This window comes from Pirellula sp. SH-Sr6A (assembly GCF_001610875.1).
In the GTDB taxonomy this organism is placed as follows: Bacteria; Planctomycetota; Planctomycetia; order Pirellulales; family Pirellulaceae; genus JBKCUI01.
The window spans coordinates 5,870,120-5,892,898 of sequence record NZ_CP011272.1; the positions used below are offsets into that span (position 1 = coordinate 5,870,120).

Sequence of the window (22,779 nt, forward strand, 5' to 3'; positions counted from 1 at the left end):
GATTTTTAAAGGGGCTTTGCGTGATCACCGAAAACTTTCAGACTCCGTTTTCGTCCTCCTTTTCGGATTTTCCGATCTCGAAGGACGGCTTGCTGAAATCGATTTTTCACGGGCCTTGCCATCGAATCACCCAGGCGGTACTCGGAATCGTTTGCACGCTGGCTTGTATCGTTCTCGCTCCCTCAAAATCCCATGCAGGCGCCAGCGCGAGCCATTGGGCCGTCGTCGTCAACGGCGACTCGATCTCCTCTCGAACCGTTGCCAATCACTTCTGCTCCCTGCGAGGTATCCCCTCTAATAACATCATCGTCTTGACCGGAATACCAGAAACCGACAAAGTCTCGATTGAGTTCTTTCGAAACTCGATCCTTCTCCCTGTCTTGACCCAAATCGAACAACGAGGCTTGGGGCGGCATCTCCAAGGAATCGCTTATTCGGTCGACTTTCCCACTGCCATTGATGTCGCACCAGAAGTCAACTCGATTCCTGACAAATCGCAATACCTGACCCCGGTCGCGTCTATCAACGGCCTGACCTACTTCTTCAAATATGTCGTCGCTGGCTCCCCCGCATACCTCGGCTTTGAAGCCAACGGCTACGCGTCTCGCCCCGGCTCCTCCCTCCTTCGTCCTCTCATTGCCGATACCGAAATCATGAAAGATCTCGTTGCGAAAAGCCAAGCGATGGATTGGGAAAATGCCGCGAAGATCTTCGACCAAGAAATACAAAAACTTCCCCGAGACCTTCGACCACCGATGCAAATCATCGCTGCCCAGCTTTGGATGAAAAACGACAACGCCGACGAAGCCTTAGCCAGACTCGAACAAGCCGCCCTCGGAGGTTGGCAATACCGATCCGCACTGGTGGACGATGAACTCTTCCAATCTCTCCAAAACGATCCCCGCATGAAGCGGATTCTGAAGCTTTGCAAAGATATAACCTTTGATTTCACTCCCTTTCGCGGATTTGACGCACGAACGACATATGCTCCGAACTCGCTCGCAACCAAACAACCGAACTTCGGTACCACCTACTTGCTATCGACGATGCTCGGTGTCTCAAAAGACTTCGGGATCACGCGATTCGAAGTGATTGACGGTCTGAAACGCAGTGCGCAATCGGACTATCGGCCGATCGAGGGCGCTTTCTTATTCGCGAAAACCGGTGATGTGCGGACGACGACTCGCCTCCCCTACTTCGATCTCGCCATCAATCGATTAAAGAAAAAGGGATTCGATGCGAAAGTCATCGAGGAGGCATTGCCAACGAAGCGAGTCCAATGCGCAGGGCTCATGATCGGTACCCCCACCTTTCAGCTGACTCAAAGCGGCGCGGAACTCATGCCGGGCTCGATCGCTGACAACTTGACTAGCCTTGGTGGAGCCATGACTGATGCCTCCCAGACCAAAGCTACCGAATTCATTCGACACGGTGCTGCAATCAGTAGCGGAGCCGTCACCGAACCCTACTCGATCATTAACAAATTCCCAAATCCTCTTATCCACGATGCCTACACCGATGGATTGACCTCCGCCGAGGCCTTCTATAGCACGGTGCTATGCCCCTATCAACTGCTGATAGTCGGGGATCCTCTCTGCCAACCTTTCACCCAGCCGCCACGATTCCAAATCGTCGAAGCTCCCGAACAAATCGCTCGAAACCAAAGCATAGGGCTTCGCTTTTCTCAAGATGCCGATGCTCCTCCCATCGATACGATTACCTGTACCATTGATGGCGCTTACATCAATGAAGTCCTCTTCGAACCCGAACTCCAAATCAACACATCGAGCGCGCCCCTGGGGTGGCATGAGTTACGAGTCATCGCGAAAGGAAAAGGGCCGCTACAACACCGATTCGAACAATCCCATTGGGTCTATCTCTTCGACGAATCGACCAACCCTTCCAAAAAGGAACGCGTTACTTGGAGCTGCCCCGATTCCATCGAATTACAAAAAACTCCGGAACTCACAATCACCTCCACGGGATTTGCAACCACCCGCGATATCGAAGTCTGGCACGAACGAGAAAAAATCGGCACGATCCAGACGGGGGAATCCAAACTAACTCTATCGATGCCCCAGGTCGGAACGGGGCCTATTCGATTGCAGCTCCAACAACCCGGAGAGGATGGACGGACCATTCAATCGGATATTCGCACCGTGCACGTGAACCCCTAGGCGCATTCGTTGATCGATCCCATCAAGTCGTTTGACTTCATCGTTGTCGGAGCTGGCTCCGCGGGCTCGGTATTGGCCTGGGAAATAGCACGCCGTGAACTAGGTTCGGTCGCAGTTCTCGAGTCAGGCGCTCGCGCAACACACCGGAACTCTCGAACCCCAATCCTCTATCCATGGCTTTTCCGCGAAAGCCCTCTCTGCCATTCGATTGCTACCCTACCGCAGTCGCAATTGGCCCAGCGCCGCATTCCCCTTCCCGCGGGCAAAGGGCTCGGTGGATCCTCCCTCGTCAATGCGATGATCTGGTCCCCTCCAACCCCTCGAAACCTTTCCGATTGGGAATCGATCACGGGCGGGAACTGGGGTTTCGCAGAACAAAGCGATGCACTCAAGCGTCTTGAGCAGGCCTATTTCCAGGAGCCTTCGACTGCTCCGATGGAGCCCTTCGTCCACCCTTCGCTCAAACCATTCCTTCATGCCAAAGACCGCGATGGGGAACCAATATTCTTTCCCTATCCTCGGACCATTCGATCGGGACGGCGACGGAATGCTTGGCAAGCAAACAAGCATCCAGCCCCTTGTTCGAACTTGACGGTCCTGAGGGGGCTTCACGCGATGCGAGTTCTTTTCAAAGATCAAACAGCCATCGGTATCGAAGTCACCGACTCAGTCTCTGGCTCGCAACACTCCCTTCTTGCCAACCGTGGAATCATCCTGTGCGCCGGTGCGCTTCACTCCCCCGAAATCCTACTTCGAAGCGGAGTGGGGCGACGCGAAGAACTGGCCGATGCGGATATCGAGCCTCGGGTCGAATCACCGCAAGTAGGGCAAAACCTGCAAGACCATTTGATCTATCCGGTGATCTATCGCTCCAACCTTCCAACACTCCCGAGTCGCTTCACACGAGACGAAAGGAACGCTTGGCTGTCTGACAAAAATGGTCTCATGACCTCCAACATCGCCGAAATGGGGTCTTTCCTGTCGCCAACCCAACCAGAAGATTGGAAACTGACGATGCAAAGAAACGAAACCACGGACCTCCCAGCGATGCGATTCGAAGGACAACTTCATCTGACTCCCACCCATTACCTGGAATACCCGATTCGGGAACAACCAACCCAGGCGATCAGCATCGGTGTCACGCCGCTTCATCCTCAAAGCCGTGGTTCGCTGCGAATTTCCTCCTCAGGTCAAGTTGAAATCGATCCGAACTATCTTGCCGAGCCCAATGATCGCGATGTTTTCGTGAGAATGATCCAATGGATCCGAAACCATCCGATGCACCGGACATGCGAACTTTCCATCGGTGATGAAATCTTGCCGGGAAACAAAAGGCAGAGTGACGATCAAATCGCAACGTCGTTGGCCCGGTTCGCTACCACTCTCTACCATTACATCGGAACCTGTTCTGTTGGCACCGACCTTGAAACAGTGTGCGATCCCGATTTTCAAGTTCGCGGTGTGTCGCGGCTCTACGTGTGCGACGGATCCATCCTTCCATCCCAGCCCTGCGGAAATACGCAAGTCTCTGTCATGATGATCGCACACCTCCTAGCAAATCGAATCTCGAAGGCAAAATCGCTCGACTGAAAAGTCGATGACTAGACATACCATTCGATGAATGCGCGGGAACGCCGATCTAACGCCGAAAGATCTTCGACTCGAAATCGCATTCCGTTTGCATCGAGTATGTTCACCGCCTGGTTGGAAACTCGATGAACGTCCTCTTCCGCGTTGAGCACGAAACTGGTGACACCATGATTGGTTTCCACCAGCCATTCACACGGCTCCGTTTTGCCCGAGACGCTGATAACTCGCTGGATGACAGGGATGAACTCGCGGAGCTTGAGCTCCTGCTTGAGCAACCCTGATGCTTGCTCCGATAGTTCGCTCAAGGAGTCGATACAAAGCAACTCCTCGAACTCTTGGTCGAGGATTGAAATGCCACGTTCCGGAGCGGTCAACGGAAACAACGGGATAATATTGATATTCGAATAGGTGACTCCCGCCGCATCCACCAGCTGAACATGTCCCCACGCGTCCAACGAGAGCTCAAAAAGCCATGCTCCATTCTCGGACCTTACATTGGGGACCTTGGCCAACGAGAGCCCAGTACTCCCATTCGTCGCTTGCGTCACGATTCTGTCCTATTACGAAAGGAGTTTCCCAATCAATCGATCAGTCCGACGTATGTAGACCGCACTCGGTCTTCCCCGTCCCGCTCCATCGCCCCGCTCGCTCGTCTTCCCCGAAACTCGTAGGACGCGTGCAAGGCCAGCAGCCAATGCTCGTGTACCCTTGGTCCACAAGCGGATTGTAAGGGATCTCTTTTTCGAAGATCCGGTTCCAAACATGCTTCTTGGTCCAGTTGGCCAAAGGACTGACCTTAACCAAGTGAAACTTTTTGTCCCATCCCACAATCGGGGCAGCGGCCCGATCCGGGCTTTGATCCCGGCGAATGGCGCTCGCCCAAGCGTGACGACCCGACGCCGCCCTTTCTAGTACCTTGATCTTGCGATCAAAGCAGCAGCGATTGGAGTCCGTCAGATAAAGAGGGCCTCCGTGCAATGCTTCGTATTCAGGAACCGCCAACTCGGGCTTCAGCAAATCCACGACCAACCCGTACTTGTCAGCGACCTTGTCCCGCAGGTCGAGTGTCTCCTGGAACTGATATCCGGTATCGAGATTGAATACGTACATCGATGGGGCAATGCGCGAGATCATTTCAAGAATGACCATCCCCTCGGGACCGAAGGCCGTCGCCATCGTGAATTTACTTCCAAACCGCTCCCACGCCCACTCCAAGATTTCCTCGGGTGAAGCGGTTTCCAGCTTCTCACTGGCCGCTTTGAGGTCGGACAAGAGTTCGTCTGTTGGGTAAAGGGGTGGCTCGGCAGCTTGCGAGCCGACCAACCTGTTGTCTTCGGCCAACTTAGGTTACCAATCGATGGGGAGGTGAGGAGGTAATGGAAAGGTACCGGGCCGCACGGGTTTCCAACATGATCCGTGCTCGCATGCGGTGCTGAAATATAGCGGCCGCTAGCGGATTCGGTCAAGATTGCGAGGTTGCTCGGTCATGCCGCTAAGGTTGTTTGGATTGCTCTGCAAATCGGGTAGCGAAATAAAACTCCCCCTTGGATGTCTCAAGCCCCTTCCGGACGTTTTCTGCTTCCGCGGATTTCCCAAGAGTCTGTTTGATCCGGTACAAGAAATAAGCCGCGTCGCGGGACAAGTTTCGGTTAGCCGTGGGACGATTAAAGGATTCTTCACCTTTTTGTGCATCTCCCGACTTGGCGTATGCCCATCCCAAGGTGGCGATCGCTTCAATCGAGTATGCAAACTTTTGCGCATTGACCTCAGCCAACTGAAGCCCTTTCTGCTTGTCGGCTCCCTCCTCGCTTTCCAGCAATGCCCAGGCGTAATGATTAGCGATGGGCAAATTGCCCGAATTCTGTTCCCAAAGCTTTTCAAGAAGGGGACGAGAAGCGGCAAAATTTCCCAGCATCTGCTCGGCTTGCGCGACATGGAACACAAAATCGGTCTTCAACGCCTCGCTCGGTTTGGTCTTAGTTAAGACGGCCTTCGCCTCCTCGGCGCGATTCTGCCTCAATAGCAACCGAGCATACTCGCGACGAATGAGATCCCCTCCTTCCCGCTCCGCTCCCTTTCGCAGCCACTCCTCCGCTTCCGTGACCATCTGGGACGCCTCAAACAAGGCCGCCATCGCTAACTCTGTCGGAGGTGCAATCCCCGGTTGCAACTGCTCCAGCGCGCGAAACTTGCCCTCTGCTTCGTTGTAGTCCTTTAAATAGAATGCCGCTCGCGCTAACCCCTGCAGCGCTGCAACCGATTTCGAATTGGACTGCAGCAATTCGCTGTACCGAGTTCTCGCCTCATCCCACCTCCCGCGCCGCTCTTCAATCGTTGCGTTCACTTCCTGAAGCAACTCCTTCATATGACCTTTGTAAGCGTCGCTCCACTCCGATTGAGGCACCGCCTCGCTGGCCATCCTGGCATGCAAACTGGCTTCGTACAATCTCCCCTGTGTAATCGCCAACCGTGCCAACTGTAGGCAAGTGTCCTGACGCGTCGGATATTCAAACCCGATCTGTTGCATCAACTGGTTCGCGGGCACTGGTTGGTTCAACTCAAATAGCCAACCCGCAATCAACAAGTCGGCGAGGGGAAGATCTTTGTAGGTCTCTGTGATATTCGCAATCCGCTCCTTGCAGCCCGCCACATCCCCCTGGGCGAGCCGCCCTTTGGCCTCATCCAAGGCGGACTGGATCAAGGTGCTATGAAAATCACCTACCAACTTGGGGTCTGCGGTCTTGATGTTCGAAAGGATGTCCGCCGAAACAACAGAACATCCAATCAAGGCAAACAACAATGACACAAACCATTTCTTTGCAGGGATCGTTCCTGTACGCATCGCATTCACCTTGTTCCATTTTGGGCTTCGTTCGTAACCTAAACTACCTATCCCATACGCTTACCAATCACGTTGCAGCTTCGCCTTCCGTCTTAACCCTTTACTCGATATCGCATCCGTTCTCGTATCGCAAAAGCACGCGACTTGGCCGCCTCGGCAGTTTGATCGAGCACGGTCAAATGCCCCATCTTGCGTCCCACCCGGGCCTGTTCTTTCCCATACAAATGAAGATAGCTCGCCGACTCCACAAACGCCTCTTCAAACCGCGGAGAACCCTCTCCCCAAACATCTCCTAAGAGATTGACCATCGCGGCGGGTTGAATCAGCGACGTATCACCCAGGGGCAAATTGCAGACGGCCCGTACCTGTTGCTCAAACTGACTCGTCCGGCAAGCCTCCATGGTCAAATGCCCGGAATTGTGCGGACGTGGTGCGATCTCATTGATCATCAAACCGAAGGACTCGGATACGAAAAACTCCACACACAATAGACCCTCCAGTTCAAGCGATTCGGCTACCCCACATGCAATCCGCCGTGCCTCGCTTTCGATCTGAACCAGCTCTCCCTCGGTCGGGCAAGTCGTCACGTCTAGAATGTGATTCGCGTGCGCGTTGGTGAAGGTGGGGTAGACCGCAACCTCTCCTCGCGGAGATCGAGCTACCAATACAGAAACTTCGGCGCGATACGGTATCCACTTCTCCGCAATCACCGGTTCTGGACCTAACAGTTCCCAAGCTTCCTTGGCCTCGGTTGGGGTCGCAACCTTCTTCTGCCCTTTGCCGTCATAGCCCCAGCTGGTGGTCTTCCAAACCATGGGCCATCCCAATTGCTTGGCCGCACTTTCCGCCTCCGCGAGCGAACGAATTTCACAATAAGGCGTGACGGGGAAACCAGCTTGCGATAACGCGGACTTCTCGCGAATTCGATGCTGCGCCACCGCCAACACTTGTCTGCCCGGGCGGACCGTCACGATCTCGGATGCTCTCGCGACCGCCTCCAGTGCAATGTTCTCAAACTCCAACGTGATCACATCGACCTTCCCGGCAAACTCACGAACAGCCACGGGATCCAAGTAATCACCCTGGATGGTCTCATTGGCGATTTGCGACGCAGGTGAATCGGTCTCGTCGGTGTAAACAACCACGCGATAACCCATCTTCTGAGCTGCATGGGTGAACATGCGCCCGAGCTGACCTCCACCAAATACTCCCAGCGTTGCTCCTGGCTCTATGACTTGCACGTGATCTTTATCCATTCTTTTGCATTCGATTTATGGCGTTCTCTCTGTAGCAGTCGCCATGCATTTAGGCACACCACTCCCGATCTGTCGCGAACATCAAGGCGTAATCGGTGGTAGTACCTGATTCTCCGTCACACTCGCGGTTTGGTCGCGTAGGAACGTGGACATCTTTTCTCTCAATGTCGCATCTCGCACGCCAAGTATCCTGGCGGCGAGCAAACCAGCATTCTTCGCCCCCGCCACGCCAATCGCAAGCGTCGCGACCGGTATCCCCCCCGGCATCTGCACGATGCTCAACAGGGAATCAATCCCATTCAGTGCCTTGCTCTGAACGGGAACTCCGAGAACAGGCAGCGGAGTACATGATGCGACCATCCCCGGCAGGTGGGCTGCGCCTCCCGCTCCAGCGATGATCACCTCGATTCCCCGCTCATGCGCATGAGTCGCATACTCGATCATCGCATGGGGCATCCGGTGCGCCGAAACCACCCTCGCCTCATACGATATTCCGAATTGATCCAGGATCTTGCAAGCCTCCTGCATGGTGCTCCAATCGGATTGGGAGCCCATGATCACCCCTACCTGCGGTTGAATTGAAACCGATTGCGAATTCGTCATCCTGAAGCGATTTCCTTTAACGACTCATGAATTCCATGCGGCCCCAACCGCAAACCTGCGGGGATTGTACTCCCTGATATCCACTTTGTTGAGCCGCACCAGTTCTTTCGATACCGGTTTTCACTCCCTGCCGTTGCTCTTCCCAGAAAGTTGCCCCAACTCCATCCAGACATTCGAACATTTTTCCTGCAGCAACTGGGCCAACGCACTTGGCAAATCCCCTTGCGCGAGCGGAACAAACCGCGTGTCTTCCTCTCGTTCGGCATCGACCCGCCTTCCGTATTTGTAATCGCTCAATAAATTGCCCTGCGCGTCGCAATGCTCCTGCACCGAAGGGGATGGTACGGACCAATACATCCCTTCTACCCGAGGTCGATCCGAACCCGCTCGTTTTGCATTTCTTCCGGTCCTCTTCAAAGTGACGAACAACTCCTTCGCGGTCCACTCCGCCGGATCAATCAAACGAATTTCTTCAGCCAGAATCGACCGGTAGGGATACGTGCCATCCTCCCCCTTCCAGTCTCGTAGCCGCCGAAGATTCTCACGGATCGCTTCCGCTTCAAACGGAAAATGGGTGCAGCCGAGGATGACGCTGTGAATAGGTGATGCGCTCCCCGTGCGTCGATAGTTCTCCACCATCGTCACCACATCGTACTTGACGTAATTGCTCACGGAATTGAGTCGCATACTCCCCCGCTCCCGATTCGAAAACAAGATTCCCGTCGGCTCAAAGTCGTAGACGGGGGCAAGCTCACGAAGGAGAGGGGCCGAATCACTCTCGGGCGCAGGCCCTTGATACACGGCCTGCTTGGCTTCCACTTCGTTGCCGGCCTGGGACGGAGATACGACGAAGGAAGGATTGCCTTCAATGGCGCCTGCCAATCCAACACTCCCTTGCTGCCATACAATCGGTACCCGTTTTCCCGCTTGACCCGCCATCCTCGCGATCGCTTTGGGATACGCCTGACTGCTACAAGTTCCCACGGTCGCCATCACCGCAACCGCCCCAGGAGACTCGACACTGGTAAGCTCCCGTACCAACGTGTTCGCCCCCGCCTCTACGACTCCAATCACCGGTATATCCAAATCCCATCGACGCAACGCATCCCGAATATCATCGAGACCAAATGCGGTCGCGGTGTTGCATGCAATAACAATCGCTTTCACCGGAGGTTTGTCGAAGCTCGGCTCCCTCGCATCTCTTGAAGGCCAATAGCGATTCCCTAGCAAGAACATCGCATCGCGCAGAATAAGCTCACGAAGAAAGAGCTCGCGTCCGCTGCTCTCATAATTCCCATATGGCATATTGGCTTGGTCACCCAAGTAAATAAACGTCTCGTTCTGAAAATCCGGGATGCCGTCTGCTCCAGGTTTCGCACTCCTGTTGTCATAGGCGTCCAGTCGCAAAATGGTTTCCAAAACAGTCAATCCACCGATCCCCGAATCGAACACACCAATGGGTAGGTTCTCATGAGGCGAACGACGTAAGTCTTCCAACGAAAGTCGATAGTCCTTACCACTACCACCGCTATCAGGGACCTGATCGATGAATCGCTGCAATGCGGCTGCTTCTTTCGTATCCTCGGGGGCTTTCGCTACGATCTCGCCAGCCGGCAAAACGATCCCTACGCAAAACACCACCCAACCCACCGAAAGAAAGTTCCGATCTCGAAACATGTCCACTACCTCTGTGTCCTACGCGAATAAGCCCCTTTGAATCGTCTTTTGATTCCCAATTCTACTGGTTCCCAATTCTACTCCGACCGCTCCCGTGAAGGGGTGGTTATTTCGTCCGTCGCAATCCCACCGGTCAATCCCGGCCGTTTTCTCTCGCAGCGCGAAGCGCCCTACCTGTCGGGGTCTCCTTCGCCGCGATCGCCTCTGGCGGACCGCTGCCAACGATCTGCCCACCGCCGACCCCAGCGTCTGGTCCCATATCAATGACCCAATCGCACGCACCCAAAACATCCATGTGATGTTCAATGACCAACACGGAATTACCCTTGTCGACCAATGTCTGGAGCACTCCGATCAAACGATGCACATCCTCCGTATGCAATCCCGAGGTCGGTTCATCGAGCAGGTACAACGTATTTCCTGTTCCAGCACGCGATAGCTCCGTCGCTAACTTGATTCTCTGCGCTTCGCCGCCGCTGATCGTCGTCGCAGGTTGACCGAGAGGCATATAACCCAATCCCACTTGGCACAGTGCCTCGAGCGGCGCATGGATCTTGGGAATCTCGCTGAAGAATTCGCACGCTTCCTCAATAGATAGATCGAGAACCTGTGCGATCGACTTTTCCTTGAAACGCACAGCCAGTGTCGTTCGTTGAAATCGGCTTCCGCGACATCGAGGACAAAGGACGTAAACGTCCGCCAGAAAATTCATTTCCAACTTCTGTCTACCTTGCCCACTGCACACTTCGCATCGGCCATTACCAGAGTTAAAACTGAAATGGGCCGGTAAAAACCCTCGCTGCTTCGCATCCTTGGTCGACGCATAGAGCTTTCGGATTTCATCCCAAAAACCGCAGTAGGTCGCGGGGATGCTCCGAGGGGACCTTCCGATAGGAGATTGATCCACCTCGATTACTTTATCGATGGACTCGTAACCAGAAATTGCGCCGAGGTGATTCGGGAGTTCCAACTCTCCCTGCAAAACCGCTTTCATCGCTGGTGCTAACGTGTCGTGGACGATCGTGCTCTTTCCACTACCACTTACCCCGGATACCCCCACCAGTCGTCTAATCGGTATATGCACATCCAACTCTTGCACATTATGCAATCGGATGCCCTTTAACCCGATACAAGGATGCTGGCTGTCGATCGCCCTCCCGATGGCAGCTGGGGGTGACAAAGCGCCTGCCAAGTGCCTGGACGTGATGGACTCAGGGAAGGCCTTTACCGACGATGGATGAAAGAATTGCTGCGGTTTCCCCTCGCCAACCACGCGACCGCCACGATGCCCCGCACCAGGTCCAAAATCGACAATCCAGTCGGAAGCCCGCATCATGTCTGTGTCATGCTCCACGACAATGACTGAGTTCCCTTTTTGCTGCAACATCCGAAGCGATTCGATCAACGAACTCGTGTCCCGAGGATGCAATCCGACCGACGGCTCATCTAGGACATAACAGACCCCCGTCATCCCGGTGCCAATACTCGTCGCCAACCGCACACGTTGCAACTCTCCTCCACTAAGCGTCGACGCACTCCTGGCCAACGTGAGATACCCAAGCCCCACATCGCACAAAAACCGCATCCGCGTGACGATCTCCTTGCGAATGGGCGAACCTACCACCCCCCGATTCCCTTCCAAGGAAAGGGAGGAAAACCAATCAGCCGCTCGCGACAAGGACATTTCTGACAGATCGGCAATCGACATCCCCTCAAGCTTTATGGCCAGGGATTCTTTCTTCAATCGACTGCCGTGGCATACGTCGCAAATGCTATCGCCGCCATCTTGACTGCCAAATCCTTCGCACGCCGGACACGCCCCATAGGAACTATTGAAGCTGAAAGTGCGCGGCTCAACCTCTAGCAAGTTGATGCCACACGACGTACACGCAAATCGAGTCGAAAAGAACTGCTCCAAGGTTTCTCCCGTCGCTCGCCCATCCCCTCGTGTCTCTGCATGAACCTCAATCAAACCATTGCTCAATCGCAATGCGAGAAGCATCGCCTCCTGAATGCGATCCGACTGCTCCGGCCTCAACACCATCCGGTCGACCACAGCAGAGATTGTGTGCTCCTTTCGAACCGCCAATGTTGGCAAGTCGTCCATCTCGTAGAACGTCCCATCCACCTTGACACGCACCAGTCCCGCTTTGCTTATTCGATCGAAAACGTCGGCATGCGAACCCTTGCGCCCCAATACCATGGGCGCTAACAACACCAATTTGCACTCGCTGGGAAACCTTAAAACCGCCTGCAGAATATCGCTTGGGGATTGCCGTTCGATCGGCCGGCCGCATTGATGGCAAGCAGGAATGGCAACGCGAGCCATCAACAATCGAAGGTAATCATAAATCTCCGTGACGGTCCCTACGGTGCTTCGCGGACTCAAAGATCCCTGCTTCTGATCGATGCAAAGGGATGGTTGTAGACCTCGAATAATATCCACATCCGGCCGCTCCATCTGGTCGACAAACTGACGGGCATAACTTGACAAACTCTCCAAGTACTGACGCTGGCCTTCCGCGAAGAGCGTGTCGATCGCCAGCGAACTCTTGCCACTCCCGCTCACGCCCGTAATCACCACGAACTTCCCGCGAGGTATATCCAAATCGATTCCCTTCAGGTTGTGCGTCCTCGCACCGCGAATTTCAATTTCTGAAATCATCGACTTAAACCCATTTCATAGAGCATATAGAGCTTGGGCTCGAACAACGAGTTGACCGGAGTCTCCACGGGGCCATCATCCTTCGCGAACACCTGCGAACTCCGAAAAATGTCGTCGTTCAAATAGCGAAGCGGCACGTCGCGAAGGGCCGCCATACTAACGTCAGTCGATCCAGACTCTTTCACCGCCAAATGAAACCCCCACTCTCCGAACGAATTCAAATAAGTTCGGTAAGGGGTGACCCGCAGCCTGCTGGCCTCCAATGTCCTTCGAATACACCAAAATGCCTCGCGGGTCACAATCGGGGAACCACTCTGGGTCACCAGACACCCGTCTTGCGCCAAAATGTTGGACACCATCGTATAAAACTCCCGCGAATAGAGCTTATTGAGGACCTCGCTGTGGGGATCCGGTAAGTCAATCAAAATGCGGTCGTAAACGAATTCGTCTTCGCTATCCCCGTTTGGCTGCCGTTCGTGCCTGGCCCGAGACATATCCATCACATAATTGAAAGCGTCGACATGGTGGACTCGCACTCGAGGATCAAACAAGGAATCCCCATTCAACTTGCGGAGCGGACCAAACTCTCGAGCCAATCGTGTCATCTGGGGATCGATATCGACCAAGTCAATTTCCGCAACCTCGGGATATTTGAATACCTCCCGAATCGCTAACCCATCTCCTCCCCCCAATATCAGCACCCGTTTGGGGACTCCCCCCAAACTCATCGCAGGATGTACCAGCGATTCGTGATAGCGATGCTCGTCGGACGCCGCAAACTGCAAATGGCCATCCAAGTACAGTCGCAGCTCTCCGTTTCTCGGATGCTTGGTGAACACAATCCGTTGGTAAGGACTCTGCTCGCTGTAAATCATCTCGTCGGCGAAGAGTTGCCCCTCCGCGAATTTTGCCAACCAAGTCGACGCAAACAATCCTCCGAGCAACCCCATCGTGACCGCGAGGGTCCCCCATCGATAGGGTCGCAACTGAGGATGACTACGCCGTAGCACCCACAATGCAATCGCAGCGACGGCGATGTTGAGCAACCCGATGGCAAACGACGACCGAAATAGCCCCAAACTCGGCAAGAGCACCAATGGAAAACTGACCGAACCAATCAATGCCCCCAAGTAATCCAACGAAAGAACATGTGCTAATGACTCAGAAAAACCCTCCTCGTTCGCTAAGATTCGCGTGAGAAGAGGAATCTCTAAACCTACCAATGCACCGACGATTCCAATCAATAAAAACATCGTTGGGCGATACAACGCGAAGGTAGGAAAGATACAAAACAGTATCGTGGCGCTAAATCCTCCTACCAACGCGACGGCAATCTCGATCTGAACAAAACGAATCACCAAGTCCTTCTGGATGAACTTCGTCAAATAAGACCCAATACCCATCGAGAACATGAACAGTCCAATGGTGATCGAGAATTGCGCAACACTATTCCCCAAGAGATAGCTCGATACGGCCGCGATAATCAACTCATATGCGATCCCGCACATCGCAACAATAAGAACCGAAAACAATAGCCACCCTGCTTGCGAGGAACTCAGCAATTCAACATTCTCTGGATTGCCATCTTGCGAAACATCGAAATGGGGGGGGGACGAATCTATGGTCAACCCATTCTCTCCTTCTAGACTTCGTTCTTTGGGTGGTCGTGTCTTCCCGCAGTGCATTGGGATACGTGTTGGCAGCACAAATGCCCTGCGTGCAACGGCTAGGAAAACGCAGGCCGATAGTGTGACACATCGTCAAGACCTTCGAAAGGCTTGCCGCTTCCGCCATGCTGGATCTTTGCGAGCTCTCTTATCGCTTTCCCCTTTCCGGTATACTCTGTGCGCCGGCGTTGCGCCGGCTCGACACGTCTCCCTGCAAAAGCCGATTTCGTTCAACAGGCAGCCATAGATCTACTTCCCGCGACCTTGACCCGCTTTCCAAGAGACCTCCAATTCGTCTGCCAGTCAGTCCCGGGCGTACTTACGCAGCAGGCCAACTACAACCATCAGCCACCCATACTCCTCGACTTCCGAAACCATCTTCATGACAATCGACAACACTCAGCGCATCGAACACCTCGAGTTCCTCATTGCCCATATGCAAAAACTCTACGAAGAACTCAATAAAGTGGTCTTTCGCCAACAAACCGAACTCGACGCCCTCCGAAACCACTTCCTGCGCCTCGATGTTGGCTATCAATCGCTCCTCGAATCCGATCGCTCCCCACGCACCCTCGCCGACGACCGCCCCCCCCACTATTGATCCCATGCAGCATCCTTCTGTACCAGTTTTGCCGCCATTTCGGTTAAAAACGCTCCAGCTCCCCCAAATTCAGGAAGTTGCTTCGCCAGCCAATCCATTACCATAGATCAGTAACCTAGGCTCCCTCATGTGATGTGGGGTGCTGCGCTCCTGCGCCGCCTCCGCATTGACTCTTCCCCCAGCACTCTGATCCTTGGTCTCGTCCCATGTGTGGTATCGTCGCATACGTTGGTAGAAAAGAAGCAACCCCTTTCTTGCTCTCCGGCCTCCGCAGGCTCGAATACCGTGGCTACGACAGCGCAGGGATCGCAACCTTGCCCCCCCAAGCCAACGGGTTCCAACTCTCTCGATCTGTCGGGCGCATCGATCGGCTCGCGGAGCAAATCGACAAATCACCCATCGTCGGAAGTATTGGCATCGGGCACACCCGTTGGGCTACCCACGGTCCCGCTACGACCGAAAACGCTCATCCGCATTTAGGTGGACGAGGAATCGTTGCTGTTGTTCACAATGGAGTGATTGAAAACTACCAACAGCTCAAAGAAACTCTCATCGAGAAAGGCTACGTCTTCCAATCGGCCACCGATACCGAAGTCATCTCCCACCTCGTCGCCGATCGCTTGAAAGATCTTCTCGATTCCCCGACCAACCCGTCGTTCACAACCATCGCGACAGGACCGAACGCTGTCTATGTAGAAGCCGTCCGCGAGACGATCGCCCAACTCCGTGGCACCTACGGACTCGTCGTCATGTTCCGCGATCGTCCCGATCTCCTCGTCGCAGCGCGCTGCGGCAGCCCGCTCGTTCTCGGAGTCGGGAAAGGGGAACAATTCATTGCGAGCGATACCTCTCCCCTCGTCGGTCACACCGAACGCATCATATACCTGGCTGATCACCAACTCGCCGTCGTGACCCACGATTCCATCCAAGTCGTCCACAAAGACCAAGGCCGCGTGAGACCAGAAGTACGCGTTCTGGAGGAACGCTCGCAAGACGTCACTACCGACGGGTTTGCCCACTACATGCTCAAAGAAATCTACGAGCAACCCAACTCGCTCCGCAATGCCATGCGTGGTCGACTCGACCGCGAGAACGCAACAGCTAAGTTCGGTGGCCTCAACCTCACCCCCTCGCAACTTCGCAGCGTGAATCGTCTGATTCTCACCGCCTGCGGAACAAGTTGGCACTCCGCTCTCGTCGGGGAATACCTCATCGAAGAACTCGCTCGACTTCCTGTCGAAGTCGAATACGCCAGCGAGCTTCGGTACCGTAACCCTCCCGTCGATCATGACACTCTCATCTTCGGTATCACCCAAAGCGGTGAAACCGCCGACACTCTCGCGGCCCTGCGAGAAATGAAACGAAAAGGTCACCATACCCTCGCCATTTGCAATGTCATCGGTAGCAGTATCGCGCAAGAAGCCGACGGAGGGATCTACCTGCACGCCGGCCCGGAAATTGGAGTCGCCTCCACCAAAGCCTTCACGTCGCAACTGTGCGTCCTCAGCATGCTAGCCCTCTACTTCGGTCGTCTCCGACATTTGAGCTACGAAGCAGGCCAACGCATTATCGATCAGCTGGAGAATCTCCCCACCCTGGTGGAACATGCCCTCGGATGCGATGCCGCTGTCCGAAAGATCGCCGAGAAATACAAAGGGGCGAACAATTTCCTGTACCTGGGACGCAACTACAATTTTCCCACTGCCCTCGAAGGTGCCTTGAAACTCAAGGAAATCAGCTACATCCACGCCGAAGGCTACCCATCTGCGGAGATGAAACACGGTCCGATTGCCTTGGTCGATGAACACACGCCCTCGGTCTTCATCATGTCCCGTTCGACCGTCTACGATAAAGTGATGAGCAATCTCCAAGAGGTTAAAGCAAGACGTGGGCCCGTGATCGCCATCGTAGATCAGATGGACTCGCAATTGGAAAAGCTAGTCGATGACTACATCGAAATTCCCTACGCCGAGGATTTTCTGCAACCGATCGTCGCATCGATCCCTCTGCAATTGCTCGCCTACCACATCGCCGTCTTCCGAGGCTGCGATGTCGACAAACCTCGAAACCTAGCCAAAAGCGTTACGGTAGAATAAACCCGTCAACCGCCGGCACCTGGCCCCGGTTACCACACACACCCTTGATAAGCCGGCGGGCGTTATCCCCCCGGTTTCGGCCCCTAACCCAATTCTCTCAAGACCATGAAAAAAGACGATCTCGGCCTCTCCTACAGCGCTCGGAAAGCATTGACCGTCCACTTAGGTGAAGCGGCTGGTAACGAAATCGCAACCCTTATTCAACGCATGGCTGCTCAGATTGAAGAGCTTAAGAAATCGAAAGTCAGCGTGACGCAAGTCATCCCGAACCAGTCCAAGATCGACCCAGTCCTGCAAGCCCTCGAGAACGAATCCTTCTAGCCCCCCCGTATCCGCCGCTCCCCACACTCTACTCTCTACTCACCACTATCTACTCTCTCGCGCGCAGCGCGTCCTACCTGCCCTCGCGCAGCCTTTCCCCCAAGAAATTATCCAACTCGGGGATCGCAAAGATCTTGCTAATCGTCGTCTCGATGTCGTACTCGATCCTGCGGAACTCCAAATCTTTTCCGTCCAAGATGACATAGCAACTTCGCCAGTCTCCGTCGCGCGGTTGCCCGACACTCCCGACGTTCACCATCGCCTTGTCCGATGGCAACTGCGTTCGATACCCCAATTCATCCGGGCGCTGAAACTGCATGTTCGAAGTAAAAATGCCTGGCGCGTGCGTGTGCCCCTGAAAGGTGTAGCCCTGCACCATGGAGAAAAGCTTCTCCATTTTGCGGCGATTGAATACGTCTTCCGGGAAGACGTATTCATTGAGTGGGTTGCGAACCGATCCGTGGACGAAAAGGATATTCCCTTCCGCGATCGTTCGAGGGAGACGAGCCAAATATTCCAGCCGCTTCCTCGAGGCATCAGGAGTCGTTGGATTCTCTAACTGCCTTCTCGTCCAGAAAATTGCCTGCTCCGCGGCAGCGCTGAAACCCTCGGGATCGATGAGAGCCCCGTAGTCATGGTTACCAAGCACGCACGCATCGACGTTGGAGATGACGTCCAAACACTCGCAGGGGTTGGGGCCATAGCCGACGATGTCACCGAGGCACACGATCCGTTCGCAACCTTCCGCACGAAGGTCGGTCATAACTGCCAGTAACGCTTCCAGGTTACCGTGAATATCGCTAACTATTGCCGTGCGCACTTCCGATTGGACCTTACTAATCTGCAATCCCTGACATGTTGAATGGAAGGCCTTACCGACCGGTTCTCAGTCGATCCCCGAGCATGCGATCGAGATCGGCGATGCCGTAAATCTTCTTCGCGGTCGCATCGAAATCGTATTCGACACGCCGGTAAATAAGCTTCTTGGTGTCGTGATCGATGATGGCATAGCAAGCTCGATTGTCCTCGTCGCGAGGCTGACCGACGCTTCCCACATTGACCATCAGCTTTTCCTTCCCAAGCGGAAACACGCAATCGCACTGGCTAGGTTTGATAAACTCCAAATCGGGAGTGAACACCCCAGGCATGTGCGTGTGCCCTTGGAAGCAATACTGCGTGATGCGAGCAAATATGCTCTCCATCTTCGCCTTGTCGTAGATAAATTCGGGGAATACGTACTCGTTCGTAGGGTCCCGGGGCGAACCGTGCACGAACATGAACTTCTCTTGCACGTAGAGCTTGGGAAGCTCGCTCAAGAAATCCCAACGCCGGTTCACCACATTGGTCGGCCCCGCATCCAACCGATCGCGCGTCCAGTAAATGGCCCGCAAGGCAACCGGGTTGAAACCGTCTGGATCGAAAAGGGCCGCTTGGTCATGGTTTCCCATGATCGTTAGTTTGCAGCGTTTCATCACCAGATCCAAACACTCGCAAGGGTTCGGGCCGTACCCGACGATATCACCAAGGCAAATGATTTCGTCCACGTTTTGAGCTGCGATGTCAGCAAGGACGGCCTGGAGAGCTTCCAAATTGCCGTGGATATCGCTAATCAACGCTTGCCGCACGCTTTTGCCTCGTAAAGAACCGAAAAAACGACATTCCGTAAGCTCCCGACTGATCTGGGACAGGCGCTCTAGTCTAGACGATTCCTTGAACGATGGGAGACCACCCTAACCCTTTTCCCTGGGAAGCTCGGGAAATCGCCGGCCGTTTCGCTCCCGGCAGAGCGAACAAGTCCCGTAGACCGCAAAGTTGCGAGTCCCCACAATTCCCCCCCGCTTCCGTCCAACCGTTACCCCTCCGCCCCTACCCACTCTCGTCCTCCAATCCCCCAGCTCCCCCCCCGCGTCTTCTGGCTCCCTCCGAACACCTTGTTGATTCATTCGCCCGGCTACTCCTGCTGCTAATCCGCCGAACGCTGAGTTTTGCTCTATGGCAGGCCCTGCCACGGCGAAGCCCCTCCCCGCCGCTGCCACTTATCGCCCTGTCACTGCAACGTATGCGCCCTGTTACTGCAATGTAACGCTCTGTCACTGTCACGTCGCGCCCTGTCACTGCAATGGCAAGCCCTTGTTGCTGCGATCAAGTTCCGGCGAAGTGGGATTGTCAATTCGTACTGGTGGAGTGGGTTTAGTTACGTGTGGCAAGGTATGTAGGCCTGGTTATGTAGGCCTGGTTATGTAGGGCTGGTCACGTGGGGCTGGTCACGTGGGGCTGGGGCACGTGGGGCTGGGGCACGTGGGGCTGGTCAAGGCTGACAAGGAGTCTGATTCCCAAGAAAAGAGACAATTGGGCTAGACGTGTGGGAAAGGATCAGTACTATTTGCCCCGCGGGATGGAGCAGCCCGGTAGCTCGCGAGGCTCATAACCTCGAGGTCGTCGGTTCGAATCCGGCTCCCGCAACTGAATTAAGGGTATCGAACTCAGTTTGACCCTCCGGTTATACCGACAGGCCGACGCCTTAAAACGTCGGCCTGTTTGCGTTTCTGGCCTTGTTTTTCCCAGTCATTCGCGAAATTCTCGCCTCTCGAACTCTCCCCATCGAGACTTCTCTCCGACGGCCGGCGCGACATTGGCTAGGGCTGATTTCTCTCCCTCCGCCCAGAACTCTCCGGACTCTCAAAGTCTCTTGACCCTGGGGTTATGGAAATCGCTCTAACTTCATAACCCTGTTTTGGAAACTCGAAGTTTGGCCTGAAAAATGATAGTTAGCACGCGAAAGTGGAACATAACCCGTGCGCACTTGGACTGCCTTTCTGTCGCGCGTTCATAACCTAGCTAACGAACCCAGCGAGTCTTGGGTGATGCGATTGCCGTTAGCGTTACATTTGATCGGGTTGCCACATCGCGATGGCACCAAGCCATCGAGCCCTCTCGACCTGATGCCCCAAGCATTGCGTTCTTGACTAACAGTATCGGGTTATAGCCGGCTCGATCGAGCCGCGAGTGGCGGAGCGTGGAGCGACAAATTCGTTCACATCCAACGAGCAGTACTACTTGCCGCTGTATTTTGCGCGGCATAATCGACCTGAACTTTGCTTTATGATAACCTCCTGAATGAAGAACGTTTATTATCGCCCCGCTAGTCGCGGGGGAATTCTTGGTTATGCACTATGCCTCGTATCGACTTCACAGCACCTCTTATCGTCACTGACACTGAAGACCGTCGCATTACCGACTGGTCGATTTTGAGTCAATTTGTGGGGCGATCTTTCGAGAACTCAGACATTCTCCGCTACTTCGGTCAGTCGATCGACGAGGTGCCCGTGGCAGTCCTGCTGGATCGGTCGGGCGACATCCAAATCTTGGCCAACTCACGAAACAACAGCTTACTCGCGAAGTCCTCGCTTCGATCAATCCGAATGTTAACAGCCGAGGAACTTGACGCTCTTCAAAACTATGTCGAGGGTACTTGGTCCGATGGTGTCGGGGAATGTCTCGAATTGGACGATATGAGCTTCTACCTTGATCTCGACCAAGTTGACCGCCGGCAGGAGGACGATGGCGTCGTCTCGCTCGGATCAGGCACCCGTAATTTGTTTCCTGCGATTCATGCAGGCGACATCGGAAAGGTGCGTGCTGCCATTGATGATGGCGAGAACGTTAATGCAATTCTTGGTGGCACGACGACACTGGGTTGGGCAATTGCCTTTGCCGACGCATCGATCGCCCATCTCCTGATCGATAACGGTATGGATGTCCATTACCTTGAGCATGACATGCAGACAGTCCTTGTTTCATGTGCAGCCAGCAGAGACTTTGTTGACGCAGACGCTTCGTCGGTTGTGGTACGTTTGCTTACAATTGGTGGGTTCGATCATGAAATTAATCGGACGGCCGAGATCGCCGAGCAGCGAGGCAAGGTACAACTCCTGAAGGTTCTGAAGCAACACCAGAATGCGTGACCTTCGCATGCAATAGAGCCGGCGGTCGGGCCGGTTTTGAAATTAACGCGTATCGCGCCGACCCGCTGATGCGAAACGTTGTGCCTCAAGAGTATATGTCTGACGTAATATGGGTCCTCGAGCCCGATATCTTCCCTGAGACACATGTGCCGATCCGGAATGCCATCCGTGATCGTGGGCATCGTCTCGTTGAATGGTCGGACGCTTGGTGGTCCGACGGCGTGCCGGCCCAAGTACCCAGTACATCCATTGTGTTTCATGGCTCTCTTGGTAATGCCGCTCGAATCGCCAGCGACCTTCACTGGACGCCGGGATCGTTTTGCCCGGTCGAATCTTTTCGCTGCTCTTCATGGTACGAATCCGCCCGACAATGGCTTGTCCATAAAGATTGGCACATTTGCACTGCCAATGAACTAGTCGCAAGAGCCCCAATTATCGCAAAACAACTTGGTGCGACTGATCGCATTTTCGTGCGCCCTGATAGCCCGCTTAAACCGTTTAGTGGACGGGTCGTGGAGATCGCTGATCTTACCCTTGCTAAGCTCGATCATGGTTTCTACTACGATGATGATACAATTCCGGTTGTCGTCGCACCCATCCAAATTATTGGTAAAGAATGGCGTTTCGTGATTGCAAATCGTACGGTCATCACAGGATCGGCCTATGATCCTAAAAAACGTAAACTATTGCTCGCGCAATTGGACTCAGCCGCTGCGAACTTCGCGTCGAGAGTGGCAGCGTCGATTTCGGAACCTGAAACCGTATACATACTCGACGTCTGTGAGTGCAATGATCAATTACGGCTGTTAGAATTGAACCCGTTTGGTGGTGCTGACCTTTATGCTTGTGATGCAACGGCAATTATCGATAGCGTGTCGGTGATCGCTGCTTCAGCTTAAAAACGGCATAAATTGGATAAGGCTCCCCGTTTCCGGGCATCCTTACAATACCACCACGGCATGCGGGTCCGCGCTCATCTGAGTCGTTTTCCCATTCGAGCCCCTGCGCCCATTTTCTCCCTGACGGCATACATAACCCGGGTGAGCTGAAACGTCTTCAGCTCACACTCTTCGAACCCGGTGGGTTATGCCATGACCAATCTTTCTTTCTCGGATCTCTCCGTTAGCCAACGCCGTGAGCGGATTGCCGCTCTCCTCGGGATCGGCCTTCAACGCGTGCTCGATCAAAGAGCCCGCATCTCAGCCAACTCTGGCGATTCCAGCCTTGAGGTTTCCTCCGACTTGAGGCTCTCTGTGTCTCAACCCGACGTCGGGGAACCAGACGACGCCGACGAAACATGATCGACGTCGGTCAGGCCA

Annotated in this window: 18 protein-coding genes and 1 tRNA gene; 9 read left to right on the top strand and 10 right to left on the bottom strand. The window is 54.4% G+C overall.

Going from position 1 to position 22,779, the window contains the following annotated elements; all coding sequences use genetic code 11:
• Positions 1–20: 20 nt before the first annotated feature.
• Positions 21–2,177: a hypothetical protein gene (locus VN12_RS22690; RefSeq protein WP_205855125.1), complete on the top strand. Its 2,157-nt coding sequence runs from the start codon at positions 21–23 to the stop codon at positions 2,175–2,177.
• A gap of 9 nt (positions 2,178–2,186) precedes the next feature.
• Positions 2,187–3,767 carry a GMC family oxidoreductase gene (locus tag VN12_RS22695; protein WP_146678939.1) on the top strand — a complete coding sequence of 527 codons (1,581 nt, stop codon included), beginning with the start codon at positions 2,187–2,189 and terminating at the stop codon, positions 3,765–3,767.
• 11 nt (positions 3,768–3,778) lie between these two features.
• Here VN12_RS22695 and VN12_RS22700 read toward each other — a convergent pair whose 3' ends face one another.
• The 8 genes from VN12_RS22700 to VN12_RS22735 form a co-directional block, all read right to left on the bottom strand.
• A complete protein-coding gene (locus VN12_RS22700) occupies positions 3,779–4,315 on the bottom strand; it encodes a DUF1854 domain-containing protein (RefSeq protein WP_168164593.1) in 537 nt (178 codons plus the stop codon).
• 40 nt (positions 4,316–4,355) lie between these two features.
• Entirely contained in the window at positions 4,356–5,108 is a 753-nt protein-coding gene (locus VN12_RS22705; RefSeq protein ID WP_146678943.1) for a phosphoadenylyl-sulfate reductase, read from the bottom strand.
• A gap of 151 nt (positions 5,109–5,259) precedes the next feature.
• On the bottom strand, positions 5,260–6,609 hold the full coding sequence (locus VN12_RS22710) for a tetratricopeptide repeat protein (RefSeq protein WP_146678945.1): 1,350 nt from the start codon (positions 6,607–6,609) through the stop codon (positions 5,260–5,262).
• 92 nt (positions 6,610–6,701) lie between these two features.
• Positions 6,702–7,865 (bottom strand): 5-(carboxyamino)imidazole ribonucleotide synthase, encoded by a 1,164-nt coding sequence (locus tag VN12_RS22715; protein WP_146678947.1) that lies wholly within the window; start codon positions 7,863–7,865, stop codon positions 6,702–6,704.
• Between the two features lie 81 nt (positions 7,866–7,946).
• On the bottom strand, positions 7,947–8,444 hold the full coding sequence (gene purE, locus VN12_RS22720) for a 5-(carboxyamino)imidazole ribonucleotide mutase (protein WP_146680050.1): 498 nt from the start codon (positions 8,442–8,444) through the stop codon (positions 7,947–7,949).
• A gap of 144 nt (positions 8,445–8,588) precedes the next feature.
• Positions 8,589–10,145: a glutamate racemase gene (locus tag VN12_RS22725; protein ID WP_146678948.1), complete on the bottom strand. Its 1,557-nt coding sequence runs from the start codon at positions 10,143–10,145 to the stop codon at positions 8,589–8,591.
• Between the two features lie 133 nt (positions 10,146–10,278).
• Complete coding sequence (locus tag VN12_RS22730) at positions 10,279–12,810, bottom strand: excinuclease ABC subunit UvrA (RefSeq protein ID WP_146678950.1); 2,532 nt, start codon at positions 12,808–12,810, stop codon at positions 10,279–10,281.
• Positions 12,807–14,438, bottom strand: coding sequence for a polyamine aminopropyltransferase (locus VN12_RS22735; RefSeq protein WP_168164594.1), 1,632 nt, complete (start codon positions 14,436–14,438; stop codon positions 12,807–12,809). Before VN12_RS22735 ends, VN12_RS22730 begins: the two co-directional genes overlap by 4 nt.
• A 475-nt stretch (positions 14,439–14,913) precedes the next feature.
• Between VN12_RS22735 and VN12_RS26890 the strand changes: the two genes are divergently transcribed.
• The 3 genes from VN12_RS26890 (at position 14,914) to VN12_RS22750 (ending at position 17,495) form a co-directional block, all read left to right on the top strand.
• A complete protein-coding gene (locus VN12_RS26890; protein WP_409994290.1) occupies positions 14,914–15,078 on the top strand; it encodes a SlyX family protein in 165 nt (54 codons plus the stop codon).
• 206 nt (positions 15,079–15,284) lie between these two features.
• A complete protein-coding gene (gene glmS, locus VN12_RS22745; RefSeq protein WP_146678957.1) occupies positions 15,285–17,174 on the top strand; it encodes a glutamine--fructose-6-phosphate transaminase (isomerizing) in 1,890 nt (629 codons plus the stop codon).
• Positions 17,175–17,279: 105 nt separating this feature from the next.
• The gene (locus VN12_RS22750) at positions 17,280–17,495 is read left to right on the top strand and encodes a hypothetical protein (protein WP_146678960.1); all 216 of its coding nucleotides are present in this window, start codon (positions 17,280–17,282) and stop codon (positions 17,493–17,495) included.
• Between the two features lie 73 nt (positions 17,496–17,568).
• Here the strand turns inward: VN12_RS22750 and VN12_RS22755 are convergent, their stop codons facing one another.
• Together VN12_RS22755 and VN12_RS22760 are read right to left on the bottom strand one after the other, a co-directional pair.
• Positions 17,569–18,315, bottom strand: coding sequence for a metallophosphoesterase family protein (locus VN12_RS22755; RefSeq protein ID WP_146678962.1), 747 nt, complete (start codon positions 18,313–18,315; stop codon positions 17,569–17,571).
• 52 nt (positions 18,316–18,367) lie between these two features.
• Positions 18,368–19,120, bottom strand: coding sequence for a metallophosphoesterase family protein (locus VN12_RS22760; RefSeq protein WP_146678964.1), 753 nt, complete (start codon positions 19,118–19,120; stop codon positions 18,368–18,370).
• Positions 19,121–19,884: 764 nt separating this feature from the next.
• Between VN12_RS22760 and VN12_RS22765 the strand changes: the two genes are divergently transcribed.
• The 4 genes from VN12_RS22765 (at position 19,885) to VN12_RS22780 (ending at position 22,761) form a co-directional block, all read left to right on the top strand.
• Positions 19,885–19,958, top strand: a tRNA-Met gene (locus VN12_RS22765).
• Positions 19,959–20,668: 710 nt separating this feature from the next.
• Entirely contained in the window at positions 20,669–21,460 is a 792-nt protein-coding gene (locus VN12_RS22770) for a hypothetical protein (protein WP_146678966.1), read from the top strand.
• Positions 21,461–21,711: 251 nt separating this feature from the next.
• Positions 21,712–22,359 (top strand): ATP-grasp domain-containing protein, encoded by a 648-nt coding sequence (locus VN12_RS22775; protein ID WP_240491240.1) that lies wholly within the window; start codon positions 21,712–21,714, stop codon positions 22,357–22,359.
• Between the two features lie 192 nt (positions 22,360–22,551).
• On the top strand, positions 22,552–22,761 hold the full coding sequence (locus VN12_RS22780; RefSeq protein WP_146678968.1) for a hypothetical protein: 210 nt from the start codon (positions 22,552–22,554) through the stop codon (positions 22,759–22,761).
• The last annotated feature ends 18 nt before the right edge of the window (positions 22,762–22,779 follow it).

Coding starts and splice junctions, on each gene's coding strand:
- VN12_RS22710 (WP_146678945.1), bottom strand. CDS start 6,609: ATGCGTACAGGAACGATCCCTGCAAAGAAATGGTTTGTGTCATTGTTG.
- VN12_RS22715 (WP_146678947.1), bottom strand. CDS start 7,865: ATGGATAAAGATCACGTGCAAGTCATAGAGCCAGGAGCAACGCTGGGA.
- VN12_RS22725 (WP_146678948.1), bottom strand. CDS start 10,145: ATGTTTCGAGATCGGAACTTTCTTTCGGTGGGTTGGGTGGTGTTTTGC.
- VN12_RS22730 (WP_146678950.1), bottom strand. CDS start 12,810: ATGATTTCAGAAATTGAAATTCGCGGTGCGAGGACGCACAACCTGAAG.
- VN12_RS26890 (WP_409994290.1), top strand. CDS start 14,914: ATGCAAAAACTCTACGAAGAACTCAATAAAGTGGTCTTTCGCCAACAA.
- glmS (WP_146678957.1), top strand. CDS start 15,285: ATGTGTGGTATCGTCGCATACGTTGGTAGAAAAGAAGCAACCCCTTTC.
- VN12_RS22750 (WP_146678960.1), top strand. CDS start 17,280: ATGAAAAAAGACGATCTCGGCCTCTCCTACAGCGCTCGGAAAGCATTG.
- VN12_RS22770 (WP_146678966.1), top strand. CDS start 20,669: ATGCCTCGTATCGACTTCACAGCACCTCTTATCGTCACTGACACTGAA.
- VN12_RS22780 (WP_146678968.1), top strand. CDS start 22,552: ATGACCAATCTTTCTTTCTCGGATCTCTCCGTTAGCCAACGCCGTGAG.